This is a genomic window from Acuticoccus sp. I52.16.1, assembly GCF_022865125.1.
In the GTDB taxonomy this organism is placed as follows: domain Bacteria; phylum Pseudomonadota; class Alphaproteobacteria; order Rhizobiales; family Amorphaceae; genus Acuticoccus.
Map to the genome: position 1 here is coordinate 14653 of NZ_CP094830.1, position 25428 is coordinate 40080.

The following is a 25428-nucleotide window of genomic DNA, read 5'->3' on the forward strand; positions in this document are numbered from 1 at the left end:
GTACGACACTGTAGTCAAGGACTACATGAATGGCCGCGGCAGGCCGGCGCGCTCAGCGGGTCCATGTCCCGAGGCCGTGACCGTCGAGATACTGGACGGTGAAGCCGGTCGCCCTCCCCTCCTCCAGCGTGAACGTCACCGACGACAGCGAGCCGTCGGGAGCGTTCTCGTTGCGCGGAGCGACGGCGAAGGTGTCGCCGCCCCAGACGGTCAACGGCAGCTCGACGGCGCCCTCGGGGCCGAGGACGAAGGTGAGTGCGTCCCCCTCGGCGCGGATCTGTGCGGGGCCGAAATAGCTGTTGCGATAGGAGCCGGCATAGTCCGCCAGCGGGCGGGCGGCGGCGGCATCGGCCGGCGCGGTCTCGCCGACGAGGTCGCCGATGGGATCGTAGTACGACAACAGCAGCCTGTTGTACCCGGCGAACCAGTCGCGCGTCGTCTCGCCGAACTGGACGAGATCCATGAACCGGCTGGCGATCGCCTCCGCGGCACCGATGGGCCCGCCGTTGGTGAGCACCACGATGGCGACGTCGGCGGATGGGAGCATCTGCATGTTGGTGCCGGCGCCCAGCACGAAGGCCCCGGAGTGGCTGATCGCGAGCCGGCCGTTGGCATTGGTGGAGACGCCGAAGCCGTAGCCGTAGAAGCTGGAGCGCAGGTCGAGCGACCGGGTCGGCCCGCTGAAGGACTGGGCGCGCAGGGCCGGGACCAGCGCCGCCTCGGAGATCATCGCCTCCCCTTCATGCTCGCCGCCCGCCAGCAGCAGGCTCAGCCACTTGGCGAGGTCGTCGACGCTGGAGGAGGCGCCGCCGGCGGGAGCCTGCGCGTCCGGGTGGCGCTCGTAGAGGGGCCGCAGCTCGCCGTCGACCAGGGCGTGCAGCGCGGTGCGGTTCTCGTGCGCGACGAAGTCGGCGTAGCGGTAGCTCGTGGCGCTCATGCCGAGGGGGCCGAACAGCGCATCCTGCGCGACCTGCGCCCAGGTGGTGCCGGAGGCCGCCGCGACCGCCTCGCCGCCGATGGTGAGGCCGAAGTTGGCGTAGTGATAGGAGGTGCGGAAGGCGTCGAGCGGCAACTGGTCGAGGCGGGAGATGATGGTCGCGCGGTCGAAACCGATGTCCTCCAGGTCGTCGCCGGCGCCCAGCGGCAGGCCGCTGCGGTGGGAGAAGAAATCGCCCACGGTGGCGTTGGCGGTGACGTAGGGATCGGCGAGCGTCAGCGACGGGAGATACCGGGAGACCTCGTCGTCCCAGGCGAGCACCCCGGCGGTCACCTGGATCGCGGCGACGGTGCCGGCGATCGGCTTGGAGAGCGAGGCGATCTGAAACACGGTGTCGGCGTCGACCGGGGCGTCCGTCCCGGCCTTTCGCACGCCGTAGCCTTCGGCGAACACCGTCTCGCCGCCGTGGACGACGGCGACCGCGATGCCCGGAACGCCGCTCCGGGCCTTTATGTCGGCGACGATGTGGGGAAGCGAGGCGAGCGCTGTCTCGATGCCCCCCTCGGCGAGGGCCACCACGTCCCCGGACGGGTTGGCGGCGATGTCGAGCGGGATGGGCTGCGATGCGGCCGGCGTCGTCGCCCCCGTCGCGCCCAGGACGACGACGGCGGCTGCGGCTGCGAGGCCGCTCGCGATGCTCCGGCCGCGCGCGATACCATTCGAGAGCATGGGGGATCTCCGTTGACGAGGCCGGTGCGCGGGGACGGGCGAGGCGCACCCCCCCTCCCCTACCCGACGATCGGTGCCGGGGGAATCGCGACGACGGCGACGCGGCTGCGCCGGACGGTGCGGGCCCGTGTCAGCCCTTCTGCTCGTAGGCGTTCATCAGGATCGCCAGCATGTCGCTGTAGGTCCGCCGGTCGTCCTTGCACAGGCGCCGGAAGCGGTCGATCACGTCGGTCGGCGCCTTGATGCTGATCTGGCCGTCGCGCATCGGCTCGCGGCTCGGCCAGCGCTCGGGCTCGGGCGCCATGCGCACCGGCTCGGGCGCACGCGCCATGTGCGGCTCCGGCGGAGACTGGGGCTGCGGGTCGGCGGCCGGGCGCTCGAACTGCTTCAGGCGGGCCAGATCAAGCGACCTCGGCATGGCGCGCTCCCTCCAGGACGTCGATGACCTCGGCGGCGAAGCTCTCCGCGTTGGCGATCGCCTTGTCGATGCCGCTCACCTCGGACGGGTCGAGCTGGCGCAGGCCCCCGCCGGCGTTGTGGAGCGAGGAGAAGGCAGTGCGCCGGTGCAGCTCGGTGTCGAACACGCGCACCGCGGCGCGCAGCTCGCTGTTGATATGCTTCTCCAGCTTGCTCTTCACCGCGGCGTTGGTGCGGGCGAAGAGGACGGCGGCGGGGATGTCGCGGCGCCGGGCGCGCGACTCCATGGCGATCTGCGCCATCGTCTCGATCGCCTCGTCGGCGTCCTGCTGCTCGTCGCCCGACGGGACGATGACGAGATCGGACTCGGCGATCGCGAACGAATTGAGCCGGGAGGCCGCCCCTTCGAGGTCGATGATGACGAAGGTCGCGCGGCTGCGGCCGGCGGCGATCTCGTCCTGGATGGCGCGCTCGCCGGCGCTGGTGACGAGAGTGATGCGCGGCGGGATCGGCGCCAGCCTGGACCAGCGGCTGAGGCGCCGCGCGGGGTCGGCGTCGATCAGGACGACGTCGGTGCCTTCGGCGAGCTCGGTCGCCAGGATGATGGCGGACGTCGTCTTCCCGGCGCCGCCTTTGGATGACGCGAATGAGATGACCGGCATCGCTGTCCCTCTCGAGGTACTCGTGGAAGGCGCAAGGTACCCGAGGCCCGTGAAGGAAACCTTACGCCACCCGGGCCATGCCGGGCCTACCCTTCCCATGGTCGGCGTAGCCCTGCCCTGCCATGACGAGGGAAGGCCCGGCCCGCCATGGTGACGGCAGGCCGGGTATGGCAGTCCATGGCGGGGCCGGCCCTGCCTGACCGAGGGTAGGCAGGGCCGAGGTGCCGTAGGGCATGGTAGGCGAGGCTGGCCAAGGCATGTCGAAGGTACCCTACCTTCGGGTACTGGTCGGTAGATCGAGGTAGACATCGGTATCGGTGGATACCTTGCGGAACCCGGGGGTACCGCCGGGTAGGTGTGAGTACCTGGAGAATCCCGGTCATTTCACTGAAATGTATGGAGGTTTGACCGCGAAGCCTCGACGCCCACCCGGGCGGGGAGGGGGCGTTGCGTGGTGTGATGCCCGCGCGCCGATCGCAGCGGCGTACGGCGGGCAGGCGTTCGCGGAGGTCGGGGGAGGGGGCCGGGCGGGCCGGAGCCCCCTATTCGGTGTGGGCGGCGAGCGTGCCGAACCGGTCCGGCGGCAACGTCACGGCAAACATGCGGGACAGTTTCCAGATCACGGCCTGATTGGTGGTGACGACCGGCCGGCCGATCGCAGCCTCGATCCGCGACACCAGCGGCAGACAACGCATGTTGCCGCCCGGCATCATGACGACGTCGGCCTGCGGGACGGCGGCACGGGCGGCGAGGTCGACGATGACCTCGTCGGCCACCGCGGCGATCGAGAAATTGTCGGTCATGCCGAGGCTCGCGGTCTCCACCACCGTCAGCCCCTCGACGCCGAGGTATCGTGCCACGGCCGCGCTCGCGGTGCCGGCGAACGGGACGGCGAGCGCGACCTTGGCGGCTCCGAGCGCACGCAGCGCGTCGGCCATCACCGCGCCGGCGGGAAGGGCAGGGACGCCGGCGGCGGCCTCCATGCGCGCCCGGAGGGTGACGTCGTAGCCCTGACCGCCGATGAAGCTGGCGGCGCTCTGGCACAGGACGACCGCGTCCGGCCTCGCATCGGCGAGGAGGCGGCACGCGGCGTCGATCGCGGCGTCCTGGCTGTCGAACCCGGCCTGGGTGACTTCGGTCATCGGCAGCCGGGCGAAGTGGAAGCTGAATCCGTCCGGGCCGAAACGGGCGAACTCCTGCTCGATGGTCGTGTTGGAGGAGGGGATCAGCAGGCCGATCCGGCGCGTCGTCTCGCTCATGCCCCACCCTTTCGCCGGATGCGCTTGCCGAAGACGTGCGGCAGGACGATCGTCATCACCGAGAGGATGAGCAGGCCGAGCGCCATCGGTTTCTGAAAGAAGATCTCCGGGCCGCCGATCATCAGGCTGCGGAAGAAGTTCTCCTCCAGCGTCCGGCCGAGGATCAGGGCCAACAGCAGCCCGACGGGCGAATAGCCGAGGCGCTTGACGTAGAAGCCGAGCACCCCGAACACCGCCATCACGTGCACGTCGAACAGGAACTGCCGCGAGGTGAAGATGCCGATGATGCACAACACGAAGATCACCGGCAGCAGCACCTTGAGCGGCACGCTGACCACCCGCGCGATCACCGAGGCGAGCGGCAGGCAGACGAGCAGAATGATGCCGACGCACAGGAAGAGCGCCCAACCGATCGCCGCCGCCTCCGTGGCATAGTGGGTGTAGAAGCCCGGACCAGGACGGATGCCCTGGAGCATCAGCGCCGCCAGCGCGACGACCGCCACCGGGCTGCCGGGGATGCCGAGGGTGAAGGTCGGCAGCAGGGCACCGGGCACGACGGCGTTGTTGGCCGTGTCGGTCGCGACGAGCCCCTCCACGGAGCCCTTGCCGAAGCGCTCCGGATGGCGCGACCACTGCCGCGCCTGGCCATAGCTGATGACGCTGGCCGCCGAGCCGCCGGCGCCCGGTACGATGCCGATGAGGAGGCCGATCGCCGCCGACCGCACGATCGTCACCGGGTGCATCAGCGCCATCCTGACCCCGCGCAGCGGCCCGCGGATGCCCGATGGCGGTTGCGCCGCGATGGTGTCGAGCTTGGGCCGAGCGGCGAGGCGCAGCACCTCGGACATGCCGAAGAGGCCGAGCAGAACGGGGAGGAGGGGGAGCGAGTCGTAGAGCTCGAGCAGGCCGAAATGCGCCCGTGGGACGCCTTCGTAGAGGTCGAGCCCGGTGGTCGCGACGAGGAGGCCGAGGAGGACCGAGGCGATGCCCTTGACGACGTCGGTCCCGGTGAAGGAGGCGACCGCCGACAGGCCGAAGACGCCCAGCATGAAGATCTCGGGCGAGCCCATGCCGTTGGCGATGGAGCCGACCAGCGGCCCGCAGACCAGGAACACCACCGCACCCAGAAAGGTGCCGATGGCGGAGGACGCCACCGAGATGCCGATCGCCTCGCCCGACTGGCCCTTGAGCGCGAGCTGGTGCCCCTCGAAGGCGGTCGGCGTGGTGCCGGGGGTACCGGGCATGTTGAGGAGGATGGCCGGGTACGAACCCGCCGCCTCGGAGGCGACATAGCCGCCGGTGATGAAGAAGATGGCCGGCCAGACGTCGAGATAGATCGTGAACGGCAGGACGATGGCGAGGAACGTGCTCTCGATCAGCCCGGGAATGGCACCGACGACGATGCCGCTGACGAAACCCAGCAGCAGCCAGCCGAAGTTTTCCGGCCGCAGCGCCAGCAACAGTCCGTCGAGGAGGGTGGAGGCGTCCATCGCTCAGAATCCGAGCGGCAGGGCGAGGAACGGGAAGCGCGGCACCGAGAGCCCCAGAATGTCGGCCAAAAACAGCGTGACGAGGAGGCCGGCGACGAGCCCGGTGGCGAGGCTCGCCAGCGTGCCGAGGCCGGAGACCAACCGCACCACGACGGCCGTGGCGAGGGCGATCGCAGCGGCGAAGCCGAGCCCGGTCGCCGCGAAGGGGAAGACGAAGGCCGTCACCGCGAGAACGGCCGCGCGCAATGCGCCGCGCAGGACGCCCGGCCCCAGCGCCACGGCCGCCGGAGCGTGCATCGCGGCCCTGACGGCGATGAGCCCGCCGAGTGCGACGAGCCCGGCGATCAGGATCAGCGGATAGGCGATGCTGTGCAGCGGCAGCTCGGCCACCTGCACCACGTAGGCGAGACAGTAGGCGAGGATGATGCCGGCGAACGCCAGCTCCTCGCGCCGCGACGGCGTGGTTTCGCCGGCGGCAGGGGAGGGGGGAGGGGCCCCCTCGCCACGGCCTTCGCGCATCAGAGGTCGAGCGACTTGAGCTGCTCCAGGAAGTCGGCCTCGATCGCCTCCAACTCCTCGGGGCTGGTATATTTCAGCGACGCCGGCTGGAAATTGAGGTCGATCAGCGCCTTCTTCGTCGCCTCGGCGGTGTAGGTCTCGCGGTAGGCGTCGACGAGGTACCGGTAGACCTCGGGGTTCTCGTCGCGCACCTTGGCGGACACGCAGTAGGCGGTCGGGTGCATCAAGGTCAGCGCCTGCTCGGGGAAGAGATCGTAGACGCTCGGTGCGTCGATCACGTCCGGGATCGGGTTCTCCTTGTCGAAGATGCACAGGCAGCGCAGGTTCTCGTAGTCGTTGGACGCGTCATAGAGCCCGGTCCAGACGAGGTCGGTCTCGCCGCTGATCGCCGCGCGCCGGCTCGGGCCGCCGCCGTTGTAGGGCACGAAGCGCTCCTCGATGCCCATCCGCTTGTCGAAGATGACGCCGCTGATGTGGTACATCGCGCGCAGCGCCGCGACCGCGGCCGTGATCTGCTGCGTCTTCGCCGCCTCGACCACCTGCTCCATCGACTCCCACTTGGAATCCTTGCCGGTGAAGACCGCGATCGGCCCGTTCCACATGGTGCCGAGATAGGCGAACGCGCCGTACGTGAAGTTCTGCGGCTTTCCCACGGCGATCGACACGTTCATGCTCGACACCGCGATGACGCCGAGCGTGTAGCCATCCGGCGGCGCGTTGACGATCGTCGTCGCCGACAGGATCCCGCCCGCGCCCGGCTTGAAGTCGGGAATGATGGTCTCGCCGGTGATGCGCGTCCACTCGGGGGTGATCGCGCGGGTGAAGCGGTCGTGCCCGCCGCCGGGGCTGGCGTCGACGATGGCGGTGAAGGGCTTGGAGGGGAAGTCCGCCGCCCAGCCGGAACGGGGCACGAGGCCCAGCACCGCCGCGCTCCCGAGGCCGACGCCTCCTGCGATCAGCGACCGCCGTGAAAGCTCCGTCATGCCACGCCTCCATGCTTGAACGGCGCCAGAGTGCGCACCGCCGGGAGGGCGAGGAATGTCCCGGCGGGAATAGCTGCCATCAAGGCGGGGGCATGGAGCGGCCGGGCGGCGGCGCGCCGCGCTTCAGTAGTACTGCGTCTCCAGGAAGATGCAGCCGCTGCGGCTGAAGAAGGGACCATGCGCGGTGCCGGGGGGCCGCAGCGCGTAGGCGTACCCCTCGAGCGCCTGTCCGTCGACCTCGAGGGTGCCCTCCATGAGGAAGAACTCCTCCCAGTAGTCGTGCACGAAGACATTGTCGTTCAGCGTGCCGGGGGCGAACCGGATCAGCCGTGTGCGGCGCCCGGTCTTGACGTCCTCGTCGAGCTCGCCGGCGAGTGGCATCTGCTGCACGCCGTCCGGGACGCCGGGGATGGGCTGCCAGCCTGACGCGGTGTCAACGGGGTAGTCGGCCGGAGGGGTCGCTCGGGTGGGGGTCATCGGGGTCCTCGATCGGTCGCGGGGCGGGCGGGGCGCCTTGGCGCGGAGCTTGCATTGTCGCCGGCAAGACACATCCGTCCGTGGCAACAGTAATGTGATACCGCCACCCCTGGCGCGACGACGTGATCCGTTGGACCATCCGATCGCGCCTTCGCGCCACAGTTCGAGCCCTGTGCCGATGGGCGGGGCGGGGTCCGGCCGCGACGGGAGCGGCCGGCTGGGCGCCACGCTAGCCGCGCGCATGGGGGGCCAGGACGGTGCCTCGCCGCACTACCAGCTATGCCTCCGGGAGGTCGACGTGCCGTGGAGCTGAAACAACTGAACTACTTCCGGGCCGTGGCGAAGGCGGGCAGCTTCTCGCGCGCGTCGGACACGCTGATGGTGGTGCAGCCCGCGCTGAGCCGGCAGATCGCCCGGCTCGAGGACGAGGTCGGCGCCAAGCTCTTCTACCGCAACGGGCGCGGCGTCATGCTGACCGAGGCGGGCCAGCGCTTCCTCGCCGTCGTCGAGCGCCTGCTCGATGATCTCGCTCTGGTACGCACCGAGCTGCGTGCCGAGCAGGACGTGCCGCGCGGCACCGTGCGCCTCGGCATGCCCCCGTCGGTCAGCGCCATGATCGGCGCCCCGTTGCTGATGCGCCTGCGCCGGACCTTTCCCGACATCAAGCTCCACATCATCGACGGACTGTCCGGCCACATCTGCGATTGGATGATCAGCGGCACGATCGACATTGGCATCGTCCACGATTCGCGCCAATCGAACGGGCTCACGCTGGAGCCGCTGCTGTCGGAAGCGCTCTACGTCATCGGCCGGCCGTCCCCGGCGCTGGGGCTCGAGGCGCCGGACGGGCCGTTCGGCACGATCACGCTGGCGGAGCTGGCCCGGCTGCCGCTGGTGCTGCAGGGCCAGAGCCACGGCCTGCGACGGCTGATCGACCGCGTCGTCGCCGAGGCCGACCTCGATCTCGACATCGACATGGAGATCGACGCGGTCGCCACCATCGTGCGCCTGCTGCAGAGCGAGCCGTTGTACGGCGTCCTGCCGATCGGATGCGCGATGGACCAGCTGGAGGAGGGGCACCTGCAGGCCTGGCGCATCACCCATCCGACGCTGACGAACGTGATGCTGCTGGCGACGGCGGCGAACGCGCCGTTCACGCCGGCGATGCGGGAGGTCCGCGACGCGATCCAGCGCGAGGTGGCGCTACTGCGCGACAGCGGGATGATCCTGGCCGGCCATGCGGGCCCGCCACGCGCCGCGGTCGCCTGCGCGGTCTGACCGGAAGCACGTCACACGGGCGAGCGAGACGCCGGGCGCAGCTTTCGCCGCCACATCCCGGACGCAGAAGAGGCATTATGGAACCGCAGTGTGCTGCGGCCGGGCGCGATCAGCTGCGTGATGCGAGGTGGGCGGCGACGACGTCGGCCGCACGCTCGACGCCGGCGCGGTCGACGTCGAGGTGGGTGACCGCCCGCAGCGTCGTCGGCGACTCGACGCCCATGCGGATGCCCTCCTCCTGGAGCGCGGCGGCGATCGCCGGGGCCGTGGTGCGCGTCGCGGCGACGTCGATGAAGACCATGTTGGTCTCGACCTCGGGCGGCACGATGGCCACTCCCTCCAGCGCCGAGAGGCGGGCGGCGAGGATCTTGGCGTTGGCGTGATCCTCGGCGAGGCGGTCGACGTTGTGGTCGAGCGCGTAGAGGCCCGCGGCGGCGAGGACGCCGGCCTGGCGCATCGCCCCGCCCATCCGGTGCTTCCAGTCCCACGCCGCCTCGATGAACGCCGCCGAACCGGCGAGGACGCCGCCGACCGGGCAGCCGAGGCCCTTCGACAGGTCGATCCAGGCGCTGTCGAGCCCGGCGCAGAACCGCTCGGCCGACACCCCGGTGGCGACGACCGCATTGAGGAGCCGCGCGCCGTCCATGTGGGTGGCGAGGCCCGCCTCGTGCCCCACGGCACAGACCGCGTCGAGCGTTTCGACCGGCCACACCGCGCCGCCGCCGCGGTTGGTCGGCTGCTCGACGCATACCACGCGGCTGCGCGGGCGGCGCATGCGCGGGGTGCGCAGCGCGGCCGTCACCGCCGCCGCGTCGAAGATGCCGCGCGGGGCGTCGACGGTGCGGAACTGCGCCCCGGCGAAGGTCGACGCGCCGGCCCCCTCCGAGCCGAAGACGTGCGCCGAATCGGCGACGATGATCTCGTCGCCCGGCCGGCAGTGGACCACGAACGCGATCTGGTTGCACATCGTCCCCGACGGCAGGAACAGCGCCGCCTCCATCCCCAGCATCGCCGCAACGCGCTCGTTGAGGGCGATCACGGTCGGGTCCTCGCCGCGCTGCTCGTCGCCGACGGGGGCGGTGGTCATCGCCTCCAGCATGGCCCGGCCGGGGCGCGTCGAGGTGTCGGAGACGAGGTCGATTTCGATGGGTCGGGCCATGGGCCTGGGGCATCCTATGGAACTGAACGGACGCGCCGCGAACGGCGCGCGGGGGAGAAGGGGCGGGGAAGAGCGCTACGCCGCCTTGGGAGCGAGGTGGCTGAGGAAGGCGCGGGCACGGTCGGTCCGCGGCGCGCCGAAGAAGGCCTCCGGCGGCGCAGCCTCGACGATCTCGCCCGCGTCCATGAAGACGACGAGATCGGCGACGCGCCGGGCGAAGCCCATCTCGTGGGTGACGACGATCATCGCCTGCCCGGCGGCGGCGAGATCCTCCATCACGTCGAGCACCTCGTGCACCATCTCGGGGTCGAGCGCGGAGGTCGGCTCGTCGAACAGCATCACCTCCGGCTCCAGCATCAACGCTCTGGCGATGGCGACGCGCTGGCGCTGCCCGCCGGAGAGCTGGCCGGGGAACTTCCACGTCTGATCGGCGAGGCGCACGCGGGCCAGCAGGCGGTGCGCGCGCTCCAGCGCGGCATTCTCCGGCTCGCCGCGTGAGTAGATGGCGCCGAGGGTGAGGTTGTCCATCACGGTGAGGTGCGGGAAGAGGTTGAAACTCTGGAACACCATGCCGGTGCGAAGACGCACCCGGTCGAGCGTCTTCTGCGTGCCGTCGAGCGGCATGCCGCAGACGGTGAGCGCCCCCTCCTCGAAGCGCTCCAGCCCGTTGATGCAGCGGATGAGCGTCGACTTGCCCGATCCCGACGGGCCGCACAGCACCATCCGCTCGCCGGGGGCGAGGCCGAGGTCGATGTCGCGCAGGACGTGGTGCGCGCCGAACCACTTGTTGAGAGCGCGCATCTCGACGATGGGGCCCTCGGCCCGTGCCGTGCTCATCGCTCGGCCCTCCGTTTGCGGGCATTCGCCTGCCGCTCGATCGACCGCCCGTAGGCCGCCAGCGCCGAGCAGATGACGAAATAGAGGGCGAAGACGAAGATGTAGCCCTCCATGCCGTAGCGCACCCAGTTGGGGTCCTGCAGCGCCGTCTTGGTCGCGCCGAGCACGTCGAACAGGCCCAGGATGGAGAAGAAGGTGGTGTTCTTGAAGGCGCGGATGATGTCGTTGAAGAGCGCCGGGGTGGAGATCGCCATCGCCTGCGGCAGCACCACCTTGCGCATCCGCAGCCAGTAGCCGATGCCGAGTGCGCGCGCCGCCTCGTCCTGCCCCGCCGGCACCGCTTGCAGGCCGCCGCGCACCACCTCCGCCGCATAGGCGGCGAAGAAGACGATCATGCCCACCTCGGCGCGGATCAGCTTGTCGACGTTCATCCAGTCGGGCGTGAAGAGCGGCAGGATGAGGGCCGCGAAGAACAAGACGACGAGCAGCGGGATGCCGCGCACCACGTCGATCGTCAGGATCGACAGCCAGCGCACCGCCGGGAGTTGCGAGCGGCGGCCGAGCGCCAGCAGGATCGCGAGCGGCAGGCCGCCCGCGACCGTGCCGCCGAAGATGAGGAAGGTCAGCGGTAACCCGCCCCAGAGGTCGGTGCCGACTGGCGACAGGCCGAAGACGCCGCCCTTCATGAGGACGATGGAGCCCGCGAACAGCGCCAGCCAGCCGAGGATCTTGGCACGCGACGGCACCAGGCGGGAGGCCGACAGCACCGCCCACACGATCCAGATCGCGACGATGAGCGCGCCGCGCCAATGCTCGTCGTAGGGGTACGAGCCGAACAGCATGACGCGGTATTTTTCCGGCACCACGGCCCAGCAGGCGCCGGCGGCGTCGCGGCAGGCGGCACCGTCTCCGGGGGCGTACCACACGGCGTGGACGAGGCCCCACATGACGATCTGGTAGCCGAGGCCCAGCGCGATCACGGCCAGGATGACCGTGGCGACGCTGGTCAGCGGCCCGCCGAAGAGGCGGCGGAGCTGGACGGCGAGGCCGCGCGCGGCCACCGGCGCCTCGCGCGGCGGGGTCGACGAGGGGCGGGCGTAGGATCCGGGAGCGGCGAGGGACATCAGCGCTCCTTGATCTGCACGAGGGCGTTCAGCACGTTGGCGCACGCCGAGATGGTGAGGGAGATCACGAGGTAGACCGCCGCCATGACGCACAGCACCTCGATGGTGCGGCCGCTGTAGGTCAGCATCGTGTTGGACACGCTGAAGAGCTCCGGATAGCCGACCGCGACGCCGAGCGAGGAGTTCTTCACCAGCGAGACGTACTGCGCCGAGAGCGGGGGAATGATGACCCGCAGCGCCTGCGGGGCGACGACGCGGCGGTAGAGGTCCGCGCGCGGCAGGCCGATGGCGTTGGCCGCCTCGATCTGCCCCGAATCGACGCTGGCGAGGCCGCCGCGGACGATCTCGGCGATGAACGCCGCGATGTAGAACGAGAGGCCGAAGTAGATGGCGAGGAACTCGGGCGAGAGCGTCACCCCGCCGCGATAGTTGAAGCCCTTCAGCGCCGGCACGCTCCACCCGGCCGGGAAACCCGCCAGCGCCCACACCGCGACGGGCGGCACGAGGACCACGGCCGCCAGCACGAGGCGCGCCAGCGGGACACGGCGCCCGGTGCGTCGTCGCCGCCGGTCGAACGCGCGCGACAGGACGACCGCGGCGGCGATCCCGGCCGCGAGCGCCACCGCCACCCACATGAGGGTCGTCCCGTCCGCCGGCGCCGGCAGCGTCAGCCCGCGGTTGGAGGCGAAGCCGAGGCCGGCGAGCGACAGCGCGTCACGCGGCGAGGGGAGCGTCGCGAAGAAGGTGTACCAGAAGATGATCTGAACGAGCTGCGGCGTGTTGCGGAAGAGCTCGACGTAGACCCGCGCCACCCCCTCGACCAGCGGATTGGCCGACAGGCGCATGAGGCCGAACGCGGTGCCCAGCAGCGTCGCGGCGAGGATGCTGACGGCCGACAGCGCCAGCGTGTTGCCGAGCCCGACGCCCAGCGCCGCGAGGTAGGTCTCGCCCGCCTCGAAATGGAAGAAGCCCTCGCCGAGCGCGAACGGCGCCGAGGAGAGGAGATAGCCGAAACCCGACGTCATCCCCCGCGCGTCGAGCGCACTGCGCGCGTTGAGGGCGAGGAGCACGATCACGGCGACGATGCCGAGGACGAGCGCGCTCTGCCACAGCGTCGCCCTCAGGTTCTCGCGCCGGAATGGCGCCGCCAGGGCGCCGCCATTCGTCTTGGAAAATGTCGGCAAGGACATGGATCCTTCGGGTTTCGTCGCCGGCTCAGAACGGCGGCGAGTAGATGAGGCCGCCGTCGCCGTGCTGGGCGTTGATGCCGCGCTCCAGCTTGAGCGCCGACCCCATGCCGACGTTGCGCTCGAACACCTCGCCGTAGTTACCGACCTGCTTGACGACATTATAGGCCCAGTCCGGCTCCAGCCCGAGGCCGCCTGCGTCACCGTCGACACCCAGGAGGCGCTGCACGGCCGGGTCCTCGCTGGTCTCCTTCATCTCGTCGACGTTCTCGGACGTGACGCCGCTCTCCTCGGCCTGGAACATCGCGTAGACCACCCAGGTGACGATGTCGCGCCACTGCGGGTCGTCCTGGCGCACCACCGGGCCCATCGGGTCCTTGCCGAAGATCTGCTTCAGGATGACGTAGTCGTCCGGGTTCGGGGCGACCGCGGCGCGGGTCGAGGAGAGGCCCGAGGTCGACTGCACGGCGACGTCGCAGCGCCCGCCGAAGAAGGCGGTGTTGATCTCCTTCTGGTCCTCCAGCACGACGAGCGACAGCTCGATGCCGAAGGTCTTCTGGATGTCGGCGACGACGCGCTCGGAGGTCGAGCCGGGGCGCACGCACACGCTGGCGCCGTCGAGGTCGGCCACCTCGGTCACGCCGAGCTCCTTGGAGAGCATCAGGCCCTGTCCGTCGTAGAAGGTGGCGGAGACGAAATCGAGGCCGAGGTCGGTGTCGCGCGCGCGGGTCCAGGTGGTGTTGGCGACGGTCATGTCGACCTCGCCGGTCTGGAGCGCGGTCAGCCGGGTCTGATTGTTGGTCTTGAGGAACTTGACCTTTCCGGCGTCGCCCAGGACCGCGGCGGCGACCGCCCGGCAGGTGTCGATGTCGAGGCCGTTCCACTCGCCGCGGCTGTCGACGGCGGAGAAGCCGGGGCGGCTGCCGTTGACGGCGCAGGTGACGACGTCGGCCGCGCGCACGTCCTCCAGCGTCGTGGCGTGCGCGGCGCCGGTCGCGAGCGTCGCCAGCGCGGTGCAGGCGGCGATGAGACCGCGTGTCGATCGATTGGCCATCATTTCTTCTCCATACCTTCGAGGGTGTCGGTCTCATCGTCGGCCTGGGTGCCGGAGCGCCGCGAGTCTTCGAACTCGAGGCGCATCGCCAGGCCGCGGGCGAGGTGTTCGCGCATCAGGTTGCGCGCCGCGTCCTCGTCCCGCGCCTCGATCGCGGCAGCGATCTCGATGTGCTCGTGCAGGATCGAGTGGACGAGGGAGTGCGCGAAGTAGCGCGGCAGATGGAAGGCGAGGCGGAAGCGCAGGCGCATCACCCGCACCATCTCGCTGAGCGCGTAGTTGTCGGCCGAACTCAGCAGGCCGTTGTGGAAGTCGGTGCCGACGTCGTCGATCTCGCGCGGGGTGAAGGCGGAGGGGTCGCGCGCCATCACCCGCATGCGCGCGATGCAGGTGGAGAGCGCCGCACTGGGGCCGTTGCGGGCGGCGAGCGCGGCGGCGGTGTCCTCCAGCGCGGCGCGCACGGCGTAGACGTCGGCCAGATCGGATGACGTGAGGTGGCGCACGAAGGTGCCGCGCGCCGGCTTCACCGCGACGACGCCCTCCGATTCGAGCTGGCGCAGCGCTTCGCGCACCGGCATCCGCCCCATCCCGAGCGCGTCGGCGAGCTTGCGCTCCGACAGCGGCGTCTGCGGTGTCAACGACCCGCCGAAGATCAGCTCGACGAGGCGGCTATAGGCGCGATCACGCTCGAATTCGAACCCGCTCATGGACAGTCCTCTTGGCCCGAGAAGATTGGTCTACTGGTATACCGGTTGACAAGGGCATAGTGTAAGCAATTGTGCCGAAAGGGTATGCACGGTGCCTGGAGACGATCCGGCGCCAAGCCCACCCCCTCCCCGACCGCCTTTTTCCGCGAGGTTCGACCCCCTATGGACGCTCACGCTCCCAGCCTCTGGTGGACCGCCGTTCCGCCCGCGCCGTGCGAGACCCCGGAGGCGTTTCGCGCGCAGTTTCCCGCGCTGGAGCGGTGGACCTACCTCAACACCGCGTCGGTCGGGGTGATGTCGGCGCGGGCGGCGGACCGGGCGAAACGCGTGGTCGAGGCGATCTCGCTGGGCGACTTCTCCAAGGAGGAGGCGTCGCCGATGCTGGCTTCGGCGCGGGCCGGGTTCGGCGGCCTCGTCGGCGCGGCGGCGGACCAGGTGGGCGTCGTCAAGAACGTGTCGGACGGGCTCAACGCGCTGGCGACGGCGGTGCCCGGCGAGGGCGGTAACGTCGTCGTCTGCACGGCGATGGAGCATCCGAACAACATCTACCTGTGGCAGAAGATGGCCGCCGCCGGGGTCGAGATCCGCGACGTGCCGGCCGAGGACGGGCACATCCCCGCGCACGCGATGGCCGCCGCGATCGACGCCGAGACGCGCATCGTCACCGCCTCATCGGTGACCTTCACACCCGGCTTCCGCACCGATCTGGCGACCATCGGCCGGGCGGCGCGCGAGCGGGGCGCGTTCTTCCTGGTCGACGCGGTGCAGAGCTGCGGCGTCGTCGAGCACGATCTCGAGGCGGAATTCATCGACGGCCTCGTCACCTCGACGACGAAGAACCTCCTCGGCTCGGCGGGTCTCGGCTTCGTCGCGGTGGCGCGGCCGTGGATCGAGCGGCTGACCCCGGTCTACGTCTCGCGCTACGGCGTCGCGCGCGGCTCCGGCCACGAATCGGAGATCGAGAGCGCGCCGTTCGCCTTCGATCCGACGGCGAGCCGCTTCGAGGTGGGCAATCACAATTGGCCGGCGATCGCCGCCGCGGACGTCGCCATCGGCGAGATCGCGGCGCTCGGTCTCGGCCCGATCGCGCGCCACGCGACGGAGCTGGCGGACGCGCTGCGCGACGGGCTGGAGGCCGAAGGCTTCGCCGTCAACCGGCCGCGCGATCCGGCGCTGCGCACACAGATGGTGACGCTCGGCGTGCGCGGCGCGGGCACCGCCTACGAGACCGACGACCGCCGCCTCAACACCATGGCGCAGGCGCTCCGCGAGGCGAAGGTGCGCTTCTCGATCCGCCGCGGCCTGGTGCGCTTCGGCGTCCACGGCTTCAACGATGCGCGCGACGTCGAGACGGTGCTGCGGGTCGCTCGCGACGTCGCCTGACCGCCGCCAGAGGCCCGGTCCGTGCGGCTCGAACCGCCGGCATTGCCTCGTTGGATCGAACGCCGCGATCATTCGAGTGGCCCAGGCTCGGGCGCTCCATGGCGAGGCCGGACTCGAATGATCGGGTCGATGCGGCCCCGGTGTCCTCAGGGCGCGGCCACGACCGGGCCGCCCGGGCCGGGGACGTCCTCCCCCCGGCCGCTCCCCGTCACCACCCGGTTGCGCCCGTCGCGCTTGGCCTCGTAGAGCCGGGCGTCGGCACGGCGGATGAAATCGGCCAGCGTGTCGGCCGGCTGGGGGACCGCGGAGTGGCTGCCGATGCTGACCGTCAGCGCGCACGTCTGGCTGCCCTGGACGACGGGGGCCTCCTCGACCGCACGCCGCAGCGCCTCGAGCCGGGCCGTGAAGTCGGCCGGTGAGCCACCGAGGGTGAAGATCACGAACTCCTCGCCGCCATAACGGGCGAGCACGTCGCCGCCACGGCGGAAGATGCGCAGGCACAGCGCCGCCAGATGGCGCAGACACAGGTCGCCGAACACGTGCCCCAGCTCGTCGTTCACCGCCTTGAAGTGGTCGGCGTCGACCATCGCGATCGAGAACAGCCAGCCGTTGCGCTGGCACACGGCGAACTCCTCGGCGCTGCGGGCGTCGAAGTGGTGACGGTTGTGGAGGCCGGTCAGGCGATCGGTGATCGAGACCTCCTGCAGCTTGCCGTTGGCGGCGGCGAGGTCGTCGTTCAGCCGCTTCAGCTTGCGGTTCCAGTAGAAGACCAGCGCCAGCACCAGTCCGGCGCCGGCGGCGAGAACGAGAAGGCGCGTATAGTCCACCTGCCGCTCGATGCGGATCAGCATCTGCCGGCTGAGGATCGCCTGCACCGCGCTCTCGTCGAGGCTCGCCAGGAGCTTGGAGAAGATCGCGGCGAGCTGCGGCTTGTCCGCGTCCGTCGCGAAGGAGGCGCGCCAATCCTCGGCGATGCGGCCGGCGATCTTCACGTCACCCGCCCGCTCGGAGGCGATCAGATAGCCCAGGCTCGGCAACGTGCCGAGGGCGGCGTCGAGCGTCCCGTCGCGCACCGCCTCCAGCGCCTCGGCTTCCGAGTCCATCTCGACCAGCGTCACGTCCGGATAGCGGCGCGCCAGGATGTGGGCCGGGCTCTGTCCGGGCACCACGCCGACGCGCAGACCGGCGAGCCCGGCCATGCCCTCCACGAACGGGTCCTGCAGCTCGCTGACGACCGCCATCGGCAGCGACAGATAGGGGGCGGTGAAGTTCCAGGCCGGGCCGGGTTCGTTGCGCTCCATGGCGAAGGGAACGACGTCGCAGTCGTGCCGGGCGAGCAGCTCCGGGCCGAGGCCGCGGGTGGTCACGGGGACCACCTGCCAGGCGAAGCCGCCGCGCTCGGCGAGTTCGCCCATCACCTCGGCGGCGACACCGGTGAACGCGCCGTTGCGGTCGACGGCCATGTAGGGCGGGGACGCCGGGTCGATGCACACCTTCACGACGCCCTTGCTGTCGAGGTAGGCGCGTTGCTCGGTGGTCAGCATCGCGCGTTGGCGCTCGATCCCGGAGATCGACGGGCCGAGCCAGCGTGTCTCCAACTCGTTCCAGCGGCTGGTGGGGATTGCGGCCATGGTGCGGTCGATGATGCTGCGCACGAACGGGTAGCGCGGCGAGACGCCGAAGCGAAGGTCCTCCCGCTCCACCCCGTCCATCAGGAATTCGCCGCCGATCTCGATGTTGATGAGGCCGAGGTGGCGGATGATCGCATTGCCGTTCGAGAGCGCGATGATCGCCGCGTCCACCTCGCCGCCGGCGAGCGCCGCGACGATCTCTTCCTGCGTCGCATAGGTGCGCACGTCCGGCAGGCGGTTCTTCAGCGCCTCGGCATAGTAGATGTTTTCGCCGATGCCGACGGTGTGTCCGGCCAGTGACGGGAGGCCGCGGTACGGCCCGAACCCCGAGCGCACGAAGACCGCATTGGGAATACGGTAGTACTCGCGCGAGAACACCGTGAAGGCCTCTCGCGCCTCCGTGCGCGAAATGTTGCTGATGACGTCGATCTCGCCGGCCTTGAAGGCGGTGAGAAGGTTCGTCCAATTGTCGAACACCGGGTCGATCGCGAGGCCGGTGCGGGCGGAGATCTCGTGCGCCAGCTCCACCGCGAAGCCTTGGCCGCGCCCGTTGGCGAGGAAGCTGAAGGGTTCATAGTCGCTGATGAAGCCGACCTTGAGCGGCGGGGCGCCGGCGATGAAGGCCTGCTCCTCCGGAAGCAGGCGCAGCGGGCCGGCGGTGAGGATGCGCCCGTCGCGGTAGGAGAGCCAGCGCTCGGTGATCGCGGCGAGATCGGCGGTCGGGATCGCCGCGACCGCCTTGGTCAGCACCGCATGCAGCATCTCGCGGTCGCGATCGCCGGGCACGCGCAGGACCCCGAGGCGGAAGTCCTCCAGCGCCACTCCGGTGAGGGCGAGCGGGCCGACCGCCGCGACGTTGACGAAGCCGTTCTCGCGGGCGAAGAAATTGCCTGTCATCTCCGCGGCGATCACCGCGTCCACCCAGCCGAAGGCGAGCGCGGCCATCAGGTCGCGATAGGTGTCGTAGACCACGGGCTCGATCCCGGCGGCGACGAGGGCGGGGGTGTAGTAGATGTCCTTGATGACGCCGACGCGCCGCTCCGCCAGGGTCGCGACGTCCACCGGGCCGGTCAGCGGCCGGTCGACGTTGTGGAAGACCATGGTACGGCGCAGGTGGTAGGCGTCGGTGAAGGCGGTGAAGGGGAGCCGCTCGTCGGTGCGTGAGATGTCGGCGATGGCGTCGAGGCCGCCGTCTCGGAACGTGCCGTAGATCTCGCGCCAGGCGCCCATACGCGGGATGATGCTCAGCCCGGTGATCGCCTCGATCCGGTCCAGGACGTCGATCGTCCAGCCGAGGTTACGGCCGTTGCGGAAGAAGGAATAGGGCTCGTTGTCGGCCACGACGCCGACGGTGATCGGCCGCTGCGCCGCGAGCCACTCGGTCTCCGCCTCGCTGAATGGCCCGGCGGTGGCGGCGCCGGTGCCGGCCAGCCAGCCGGCGAGAATCAAGCCGAGCAGCAGCACCTGGGCGCGCAGCACCAGCACCTGCGTCAATGAGGGTTGCGATCGCCTCAACGCCACTCGACCTCTTCCAGGACCGCATCCCCGAACTCACCACCGTCCGATGGTTAGGCCGCGCGCCGACTCCCGTCATTCCCTGGCGAAAGGTTAGCCGCTTTCGCCAATCGTTTCCAGGCGGTGCCCGGTTCCGCGGCGGACCGGGCCGATTTCTTCCGTGACCGTGGCGTCACTGCAAGTGTCCCGGCGCGGGCCGCGACCGGGGCGGACTCCAGGTTTCGGACCCCCCGAGTCCGGTGCTCGGCCGGTGAGCATGGTGAGATTACAATTTGGTCTTGTGAGATCTCACCAGCGGCATCTAAGCTGCCGCCATGCTCGATCGGGATTCACCCCTCCTCCCCGGCGCGGCCCCGCCCAAACCCGGCGCCAAACGCAGCTTCGCCGAGGAGCGCCTGCGCGAAGCCGTCATCACCTGCGAGATCATGCCGGGGACGAAGGTGTCCGAGGCCCGCCTCGTCAGCCTCTACGGGCTCAACCGGGCGGGGGTGCGCGCGTCGCTGATGCGGCTGGAGGCGGGCGGTCTCGTCGAAGCGATGCCCCGGCACGGCTGGCGCGTGCGCCCGGTCTCCGGCGCCTATATCGGCGAGGTGGTCGCCGCCCGCCGGACGCTGGAGCCGGCCGTCGCCACAGTGCGGCACGACCCGGCCCAACTCGACCGGCTCGACAATCTCGCCCAGGTCGCCGCCGTGCTGGCCGAGCGGCAGGAGCCGGGCGCGCGGTCCAGTCTGCGCAGCTACGAACGGGAATTCCTCGGCATCCTCGCCGCGCCGCTCGGCGACCTGCGGCGCCGCTGGCTGCACGAGGCGTGGGACCACAGCGAACGCCTGATCCGCTTCTTCGAGGCGGGCTCGGATCGCCGCGCCGGGGCGCCCGGCCGGGCCCCCCTCGTCGCCGCGCTGCGGGCCGCCGATCCGGCCGCCGTCACCGCCGCCCTCGGCCAGGCGCTCTACTCTTTCGAGGCCTTCGTCCTCGCCGCCCTCACCGAGCAGGACGTCGAAATCCGCCGCACGCCTCCGAAGACGACGCCGGCCACGGATACCGCCGCCGCCGGACGAGGCCTCGCGCCAGCACCGTCCCCGCGTAACACAAACCCCAGAAGAGGATCGCTCGAATGGACTGGAGACAAGGACTAGTCGCCGCGGCGCTCAGCGTCGCCGCCGGCCTCGCCGTCGCGCCGCCCGCGATGGCGCAGACGAAGGACACCCTCACCATCGACCTCGTCAACGAGCCTTCGTCGCTCGATCCGCAAGGTCAGTGGAACCCGGACAGCTACTACGTCTACCGCAACGTCTTCGACAACATGGTCACCCGCGACAACGACGGGACCATCGTGCCGCAGGTCGCCACCGAGTGGGAGCAGGTCTCCGACACCGAGGTGAAGTTCACCCTGCGCGACGACATCGTCTTCCACGACGGCGAGCCGCTGACCGCCGAGGACGTCGTCTACACCATCGAGCGGATCACCGATCCGGAGTTCGCCAGCCCGCAACTCGGCCAGTTCAACAAGATCGTGAAGGCCGAGGCGACGGGCGAGCACGAGGTCGTCCTCACCACCGACGGTCCCTATCCGGTCCTCCTGCCGCAGCTCGTGAAACTCTCCATCATCCCGAAGCACGTGGTGGAAGAGGTCGGCGACGACGCTTTCAACGCCGGCCCCGTCGGCAGCGGCCCCTACGCGTTCGACACGTGGCAGCGCGGCGTCTCGGTGACGCTGAAGCGCAACGACGACTATTGGGGCGACAAGGGTGCCTTCGGGACGGTCGTCTTCCGCGCCGTGCCGGACGGGGCGACGCGCCTCGCCGACCTGCAGTCGGGCGCGGCCGACGTGGTGGTGACGCTCGACAGCGACCAGGCCAAGCAGCTCGAGAGCTACCCCAACGCCAAGCCGCTGATCGTGCAGACCGAACGTGTCGGTTACTTCGCGCTCAACTCCACCAAGCCGCCGCTGGACGACCCGAAGATGCGCCTCGCCATCGCGCTGGCGATCGACAAGGAAGGCATCGTCGAGGGCATCCTGCAAGGCGGCGAGAAGGTGGTCGGCGAGCTGGTCGCCCCGGCGAGCTTCGGCTACGTCGGCGAGGTCGAGGCGTTCCCCTACGACCCGGAGCAGGCCAAAGCGCTGATTGCCGAGGTGGGCGACGTCGCCCAGACGCCGATGAAGCTCGCCACCTCGCCCGTCTTCGACCAGAAGATCGTCCAGGCGATCCAGCAGATGCTGACCGACGTCGGCCTCGACGTCGAGATCGAGATGACCGACATGGCCACCTGGCTGAAGAACCAGCAGGTTTCCAACGAGGAGGCGCCGATGCTGACCTTCTCGCGTTGGTCGTGCGCCTGCCAGGACGCCGACGGCATCATGTTCTCGCTGCTGCACTCGTCGTCCAACTGGTCGCGCTACAGCGATCCGGAGATCGACGCGCTGCTCGAGAAGGGTCGCTCGGCGCTCGAGGATGGCGACCGGCTGGAGGCCTATGGCAAGCTGCATGAGCTGGTGAAGGAAGACGTGCCGATCATCCCGCTCTACCAGGCGGCGATCATCTACGGCGGGGCCGCCGGGCTCGACTGGCAGCCGACCGCCAACGAGAGCATGTTCCTCAACCGCATGAGCTGGTCCGAATAGGACCGCGTCGTGAGGCCCCGCGCGGGGCCTCACTCCCTCGCGCATTCCGGCGCGCACCATGGAAAGGGACCAAGGTGAAACGCTTGACCTCACCGCTCCTGGCTCTCGCGTTCGGTATCGCGATCGCCGGGGCGACGGCCGCCCTCGCCCCGGCCGAGGCGAAGGATCGGATCACGATCGACCTCGTCAACGAGCCCTCCTCGCTCGACCCGCACGGTCAGTGGAATCCGGACAGCTACTACGTCTATCGCAACATCTTCGACAATCTCGTCACCCGTGACGACGAGGGGACGATCGTCCCGCAGCTCGCGACGGCGTGGACCCAGCTCTCCGACACCGAGGTCGAGTTCACGCTGCGCGACGACGTCACCTTCCACGACGGCACGTCGCTGACGGCCGCGGACGTCGTCTATTCGGTGGAGCGGATCACCGATCCGGAGTTCGGCAGCCCGCAGCTCGGCCAGTTCAACAAGATCGTCAAGGCCGAGGCGACCGGCGACCACACCGTGGTCCTCACCACCGACGGCCCCTATCCGGTGCTCCTGGCGCAGCTCGTCAAGCTCTCCGTGGTGCCCGAGCACGTGGTCGAGGAGGTCGGCGACGACGCCTTCAACCTCAGCCCCGTCGGCAGCGGCCCCTACCAGTTCGACGAATGGCGGCGCGGCGTCTCCGTCTCGCTGACCCGCAACGACGCCTACTGGGGCGACGCGGGGCCGTTCGCGACCGCCCTCTTCCGCGCTGTGCCCGACGCCTCCACCCGGATGGCGGACCTGCAGGCCGGCACCGCCGACCTCGTCGTCAGCCTCGACAGCGACCATGCCGGCCAGCTCGAGGCGACGCCGGGCGTGAAGCCGCTCGTGGCACAGACCGAGCGCGTCGCCTTCCTCGGTCTCAACACGATGAAGCCGCCGTTCGACAATGCCGACCTGCGCAAGGCGGTTGCCTACGCGATCGACAAGGACGGCATCGTCGAGGGTATCCTGGCGGGCGGCGAAGAGGTGGTCGGCGAGTTGATCGCGCCGGGAAGCTTCGGCTGGGTCGACGGGATCGAGCCCTACCCCTACGACCCGGACAAGGCCAAGGAGCTGATCGAGGCGGCCGGCGCCACCGGCACCGAGGTCGTGTTCGACACCTCGCCCGTCTACGACCAGCGCATCGTCCAGGCGGTGCAGCAGATGCTCGCCGACGCGGGCTTCGACGCCAAGATCAGCCTGACCGACATGTCGACCTACCTCGGCAAGGCGCGCAGCCCCGAAGTGACGGATCGCCCGCAGATCAGCTTCGGCCGCTGGTCGTGCGCCTGCCAGGACGCGGACGGCATCATGTACCCGCTGCTCCACTCCAGCAGCTCCTGGTCGCGCTACCAGAACCCCGAGATGGACGCGCTCCTCGACGAGGGCCGCTCCTCGCTCGACGACGCGACCCGCCTCGCCGCCTACGAGAAGGCGCACCACATCGCCAAGGACGAGGTGGCGATCCTGCCGCTCTACCAGGCGGCCGTGATCTACGGCGCGCGCGAGGGGCTGGCGTGGCAGCCGACCGCCAACGAGAGCCTGTTCCTCAACCGCATGGGTTGGCAGGACTGATGGCACCCCGGGCCTGACCGATGCTGTTCTTCGTCCTCCGCCGCCTCGGCCAGGCCGCCATCGCGATCTTCGGTGTCATGACGCTGGTGTTCTTCATCCAGCGTCTCACCGGCGATCCCACCTACCTCCTCGTTCCCGAGACGGCGACGCAGGCCGACATCGACGCCATGCGCGCCTCGCTCGGCCTCGACCGGCCGCTGATCGTGCAATACGTCGCGTTTCTGGGCGATATCCTGCACCTCGACTTCGGCCGGTCCTACATCCAGCGCATCCCGGTGACCGACATCATCGCCGCGCGCCTTCCCTACACGCTGCAACTCGCCGCCGGCGCGCTGCTGGTCTCGTTCGGGCTGGGCGTCCCGCTCGGCGTCGTGATGGCGCTGGGGCGCGGCAAGGCGCTCACCCAGCTTCTCTCGGGCTTCGTCTTCGCCTCGCAGAGCATGCCGACCTTCTGGTCGGGCATCCTCTTCATCATGGTGTTCGCCGTCGGCCTCGGCTGGCTGCCGCCGTCCGGCGCGGGGGGGCTCGCCAACCTCGTCCTGCCGTCGGTCGCGCTGGGCCTCCTGTCGATGGCGACCTTCGCGCGCGTCACCCGCACCGCCGTGCTGGAGGAACTGTCCAAGGACTATGTGCGCTCGGCCCGCGCACGCGGCGTCGGCCTCGGACGGCTCTTCTTCCGGCATCTCCTGCGCAATGCGGCGATCCCGGTGATCTCGGTCGCGGCGCTGGAAATCTCGCAGCTCCTCGCCGGCGCGGTGATCGTCGAGACGGTGTTCGCCTGGCCGGGCCTCGGGCTTCTGACCGTGCAGTCCATCGTCTCGCGCGACTTCCTGGTGGTGCAGGCGATCGTCCTCATCGGCGCGTTCGTCACCATCGCGTTGAACTTCACCGCCGACATCCTCTACAGCGTCGTCGACCCGCGCATCCGGCTCGACGGGGCGCGGCCGTGAGCGCCGCCGGACCCGCGGTGCGCCCCCGCCGCCGCCCCTCCTTCAAGGTCGGCATCTGGCCGTTCGTGGCGATCTTCTTCGCGTTCGTCGTGGTCGCGGTCTTCGCGCCGTGGCTCGCGCCGTACAATCCCAACGCGCAGAACCTCATGGGCCGCCTCAAGCCGCCCGGCGTCGAGGCGCGCAACTTCTTCTATCTCCTCGGCTCGGACGAGCTGGGGCGCGATCTCCTCAGCCGCATCATCTTCGGCGCGCGGATCTCGCTGTCGGTGGCGATCCTCTCGGTGGGCCTGTCGTCGATCGTCGGCACCGTCCTCGGCATGGCCGCGGGCTACTTCCGCGGCATCGTCGAGACGGTGATCATGCGCATCGTCGACATCTTCCTGTCGGTGCCGGCGATCCTTCTCGCCATTATCACCGTCGCGGTGCTGGGGCCGGGGTTCACCAACGTCGTCATCGTGCTGGCGCTCACCCGCTGGCCGCGCTACGCCCGCGTCGCCTACGGGCAGACGCTGTCGGTCGCGGGAATGCCGTATGTGCGCATCGCACGCTTCATGGGTGCGGGGCCGGGGCGGGTGCTCTTCTTCCACATCCTCCCCAACATCATCGGCCCGCTCACCGTCGTCGCGACGCTGGAATTCGGGCTGATGGTGCTGTTCGAGGCGGGGCTCTCCTTCCTCGGCCTGGGCGTGCAGCCGCCGACGGCGAGCTGGGGCGCCATGCTGAGCGTCGGCCGCAACTATGTCGCCACCGCGTTCTGGATCGCGACTTTTCCGGGGCTCTGCCTCTTTCTCCTCATCCTGTCGGTCAACCTGATCGGGGACGCCCTGCGCGACCGGCTGGATCCAAAGTCGAGGTGACACGATGAATTTCGAGGGCGAGTTCGAGGGCAAGTCGGTCGTCGTGACCGGCGCCTCGGGCCTC

At 70.0% G+C, this 25428-nt stretch carries 22 protein-coding genes; 7 read left to right on the forward strand and 15 right to left on the reverse strand.

Annotation, left to right across the window (positions count from 1 at the left end):
* Positions 1-52: 52 nt before the first annotated feature.
* The 8 genes from MRB58_RS23755 to MRB58_RS23790 form a co-directional block, all read right to left on the reverse strand.
* Positions 53-1666: a serine hydrolase gene (locus MRB58_RS23755; RefSeq protein ID WP_244782242.1), complete on the reverse strand. Its 1614-nt coding sequence runs from the start codon at positions 1664-1666 to the stop codon at positions 53-55.
* A 130-nt stretch (positions 1667-1796) separates the two neighbouring features.
* The gene (locus MRB58_RS23760; protein ID WP_244782243.1) at positions 1797-2084 is read right to left on the reverse strand and encodes a hypothetical protein; all 288 of its coding nucleotides are present in this window, start codon (positions 2082-2084) and stop codon (positions 1797-1799) included.
* Positions 2068-2745 carry a ParA family protein gene (locus MRB58_RS23765; protein WP_244782244.1) on the reverse strand — a complete coding sequence of 226 codons (678 nt, stop codon included), beginning with the start codon at positions 2743-2745 and terminating at the stop codon, positions 2068-2070. The genes MRB58_RS23760 and MRB58_RS23765 overlap by 17 nt, the downstream gene beginning before the upstream one ends.
* A 542-nt stretch (positions 2746-3287) precedes the next feature.
* Positions 3288-4004, reverse strand: a complete 717-nt coding sequence (locus MRB58_RS23770; RefSeq protein ID WP_244782245.1) for a hypothetical protein — start codon at positions 4002-4004, stop codon at positions 3288-3290.
* Entirely contained in the window at positions 4001-5494 is a 1494-nt protein-coding gene (locus MRB58_RS23775) for a tripartite tricarboxylate transporter permease (protein ID WP_244782246.1), read from the reverse strand. Before MRB58_RS23775 ends, MRB58_RS23770 begins: the two co-directional genes overlap by 4 nt.
* A 3-nt stretch (positions 5495-5497) precedes the next feature.
* Positions 5498-6013, reverse strand: coding sequence for a hypothetical protein (locus MRB58_RS23780; protein WP_244782212.1), 516 nt, complete (start codon positions 6011-6013; stop codon positions 5498-5500).
* A complete protein-coding gene (locus MRB58_RS23785; protein ID WP_244782213.1) occupies positions 6013-6996 on the reverse strand; it encodes a tripartite tricarboxylate transporter substrate binding protein in 984 nt (327 codons plus the stop codon). Before MRB58_RS23785 ends, MRB58_RS23780 begins: the two co-directional genes overlap by 1 nt.
* Positions 6997-7119: 123 nt before the next feature.
* A complete protein-coding gene (locus tag MRB58_RS23790) occupies positions 7120-7473 on the reverse strand; it encodes a cupin domain-containing protein (RefSeq protein WP_244782214.1) in 354 nt (117 codons plus the stop codon).
* Between the two features lie 303 nt (positions 7474-7776).
* Between MRB58_RS23790 and MRB58_RS23795 the strand changes: the two genes are divergently transcribed.
* Positions 7777-8751, forward strand: coding sequence for a LysR family transcriptional regulator (locus MRB58_RS23795; protein ID WP_244782215.1), 975 nt, complete (start codon positions 7777-7779; stop codon positions 8749-8751).
* Positions 8752-8860: 109 nt separating this feature from the next.
* Here MRB58_RS23795 and MRB58_RS23800 read toward each other — a convergent pair whose 3' ends face one another.
* The 6 genes from MRB58_RS23800 to MRB58_RS23825 form a co-directional block, all read right to left on the reverse strand.
* Positions 8861-9910: a low specificity L-threonine aldolase gene (locus MRB58_RS23800; RefSeq protein WP_244782216.1), complete on the reverse strand. Its 1050-nt coding sequence runs from the start codon at positions 9908-9910 to the stop codon at positions 8861-8863.
* Between the two features lie 75 nt (positions 9911-9985).
* Positions 9986-10747 carry an amino acid ABC transporter ATP-binding protein gene (locus tag MRB58_RS23805; RefSeq protein WP_305853232.1) on the reverse strand — a complete coding sequence of 254 codons (762 nt, stop codon included), beginning with the start codon at positions 10745-10747 and terminating at the stop codon, positions 9986-9988.
* The gene (locus MRB58_RS23810; protein WP_244782217.1) at positions 10744-11871 is read right to left on the reverse strand and encodes an amino acid ABC transporter permease; all 1128 of its coding nucleotides are present in this window, start codon (positions 11869-11871) and stop codon (positions 10744-10746) included. Before MRB58_RS23810 ends, MRB58_RS23805 begins: the two co-directional genes overlap by 4 nt.
* Positions 11871-13055 (reverse strand): amino acid ABC transporter permease, encoded by a 1185-nt coding sequence (locus tag MRB58_RS23815; protein WP_244782218.1) that lies wholly within the window; start codon positions 13053-13055, stop codon positions 11871-11873. The genes MRB58_RS23810 and MRB58_RS23815 overlap by 1 nt, the downstream gene beginning before the upstream one ends.
* A gap of 31 nt (positions 13056-13086) precedes the next feature.
* The gene (locus MRB58_RS23820) at positions 13087-14115 is read right to left on the reverse strand and encodes an amino acid ABC transporter substrate-binding protein (protein WP_244782219.1); all 1029 of its coding nucleotides are present in this window, start codon (positions 14113-14115) and stop codon (positions 13087-13089) included.
* Positions 14112-14819 (reverse strand): GntR family transcriptional regulator, encoded by a 708-nt coding sequence (locus tag MRB58_RS23825; protein WP_244782220.1) that lies wholly within the window; start codon positions 14817-14819, stop codon positions 14112-14114. The genes MRB58_RS23820 and MRB58_RS23825 overlap by 4 nt, the downstream gene beginning before the upstream one ends.
* A 162-nt stretch (positions 14820-14981) precedes the next feature.
* Between MRB58_RS23825 and MRB58_RS23830 the strand changes: the two genes are divergently transcribed.
* Positions 14982-16202, forward strand: a complete 1221-nt coding sequence (locus tag MRB58_RS23830; protein WP_244782221.1) for an aminotransferase class V-fold PLP-dependent enzyme — start codon at positions 14982-14984, stop codon at positions 16200-16202.
* A 146-nt stretch (positions 16203-16348) separates the two neighbouring features.
* Here the strand turns inward: MRB58_RS23830 and MRB58_RS23835 are convergent, their stop codons facing one another.
* The gene (locus MRB58_RS23835; RefSeq protein WP_244782222.1) at positions 16349-19354 is read right to left on the reverse strand and encodes a transporter substrate-binding domain-containing protein; all 3006 of its coding nucleotides are present in this window, start codon (positions 19352-19354) and stop codon (positions 16349-16351) included.
* A gap of 308 nt (positions 19355-19662) precedes the next feature.
* Here MRB58_RS23835 and MRB58_RS23840 point away from each other — a divergent pair, with 308 nt between their 5' ends.
* The 5 genes from MRB58_RS23840 (at position 19663) to MRB58_RS23860 (ending at position 25364) form a co-directional block, all read left to right on the forward strand.
* Positions 19663-20484, forward strand: coding sequence for a GntR family transcriptional regulator (locus MRB58_RS23840; RefSeq protein ID WP_244782223.1), 822 nt, complete (start codon positions 19663-19665; stop codon positions 20482-20484).
* A complete protein-coding gene (locus MRB58_RS23845; RefSeq protein WP_244782224.1) occupies positions 20463-21971 on the forward strand; it encodes an ABC transporter substrate-binding protein in 1509 nt (502 codons plus the stop codon). Before MRB58_RS23840 ends, MRB58_RS23845 begins: the two co-directional genes overlap by 22 nt.
* A 74-nt stretch (positions 21972-22045) precedes the next feature.
* Positions 22046-23557 (forward strand): ABC transporter substrate-binding protein, encoded by a 1512-nt coding sequence (locus tag MRB58_RS23850; protein ID WP_371747322.1) that lies wholly within the window; start codon positions 22046-22048, stop codon positions 23555-23557.
* A 20-nt stretch (positions 23558-23577) separates the two neighbouring features.
* Positions 23578-24507, forward strand: a complete 930-nt coding sequence (locus MRB58_RS23855; RefSeq protein WP_244782226.1) for an ABC transporter permease — start codon at positions 23578-23580, stop codon at positions 24505-24507.
* The gene (locus MRB58_RS23860; protein WP_244782227.1) at positions 24504-25364 is read left to right on the forward strand and encodes an ABC transporter permease; all 861 of its coding nucleotides are present in this window, start codon (positions 24504-24506) and stop codon (positions 25362-25364) included. Before MRB58_RS23855 ends, MRB58_RS23860 begins: the two co-directional genes overlap by 4 nt.
* Positions 25365-25428 lie beyond the last annotated feature (64 nt).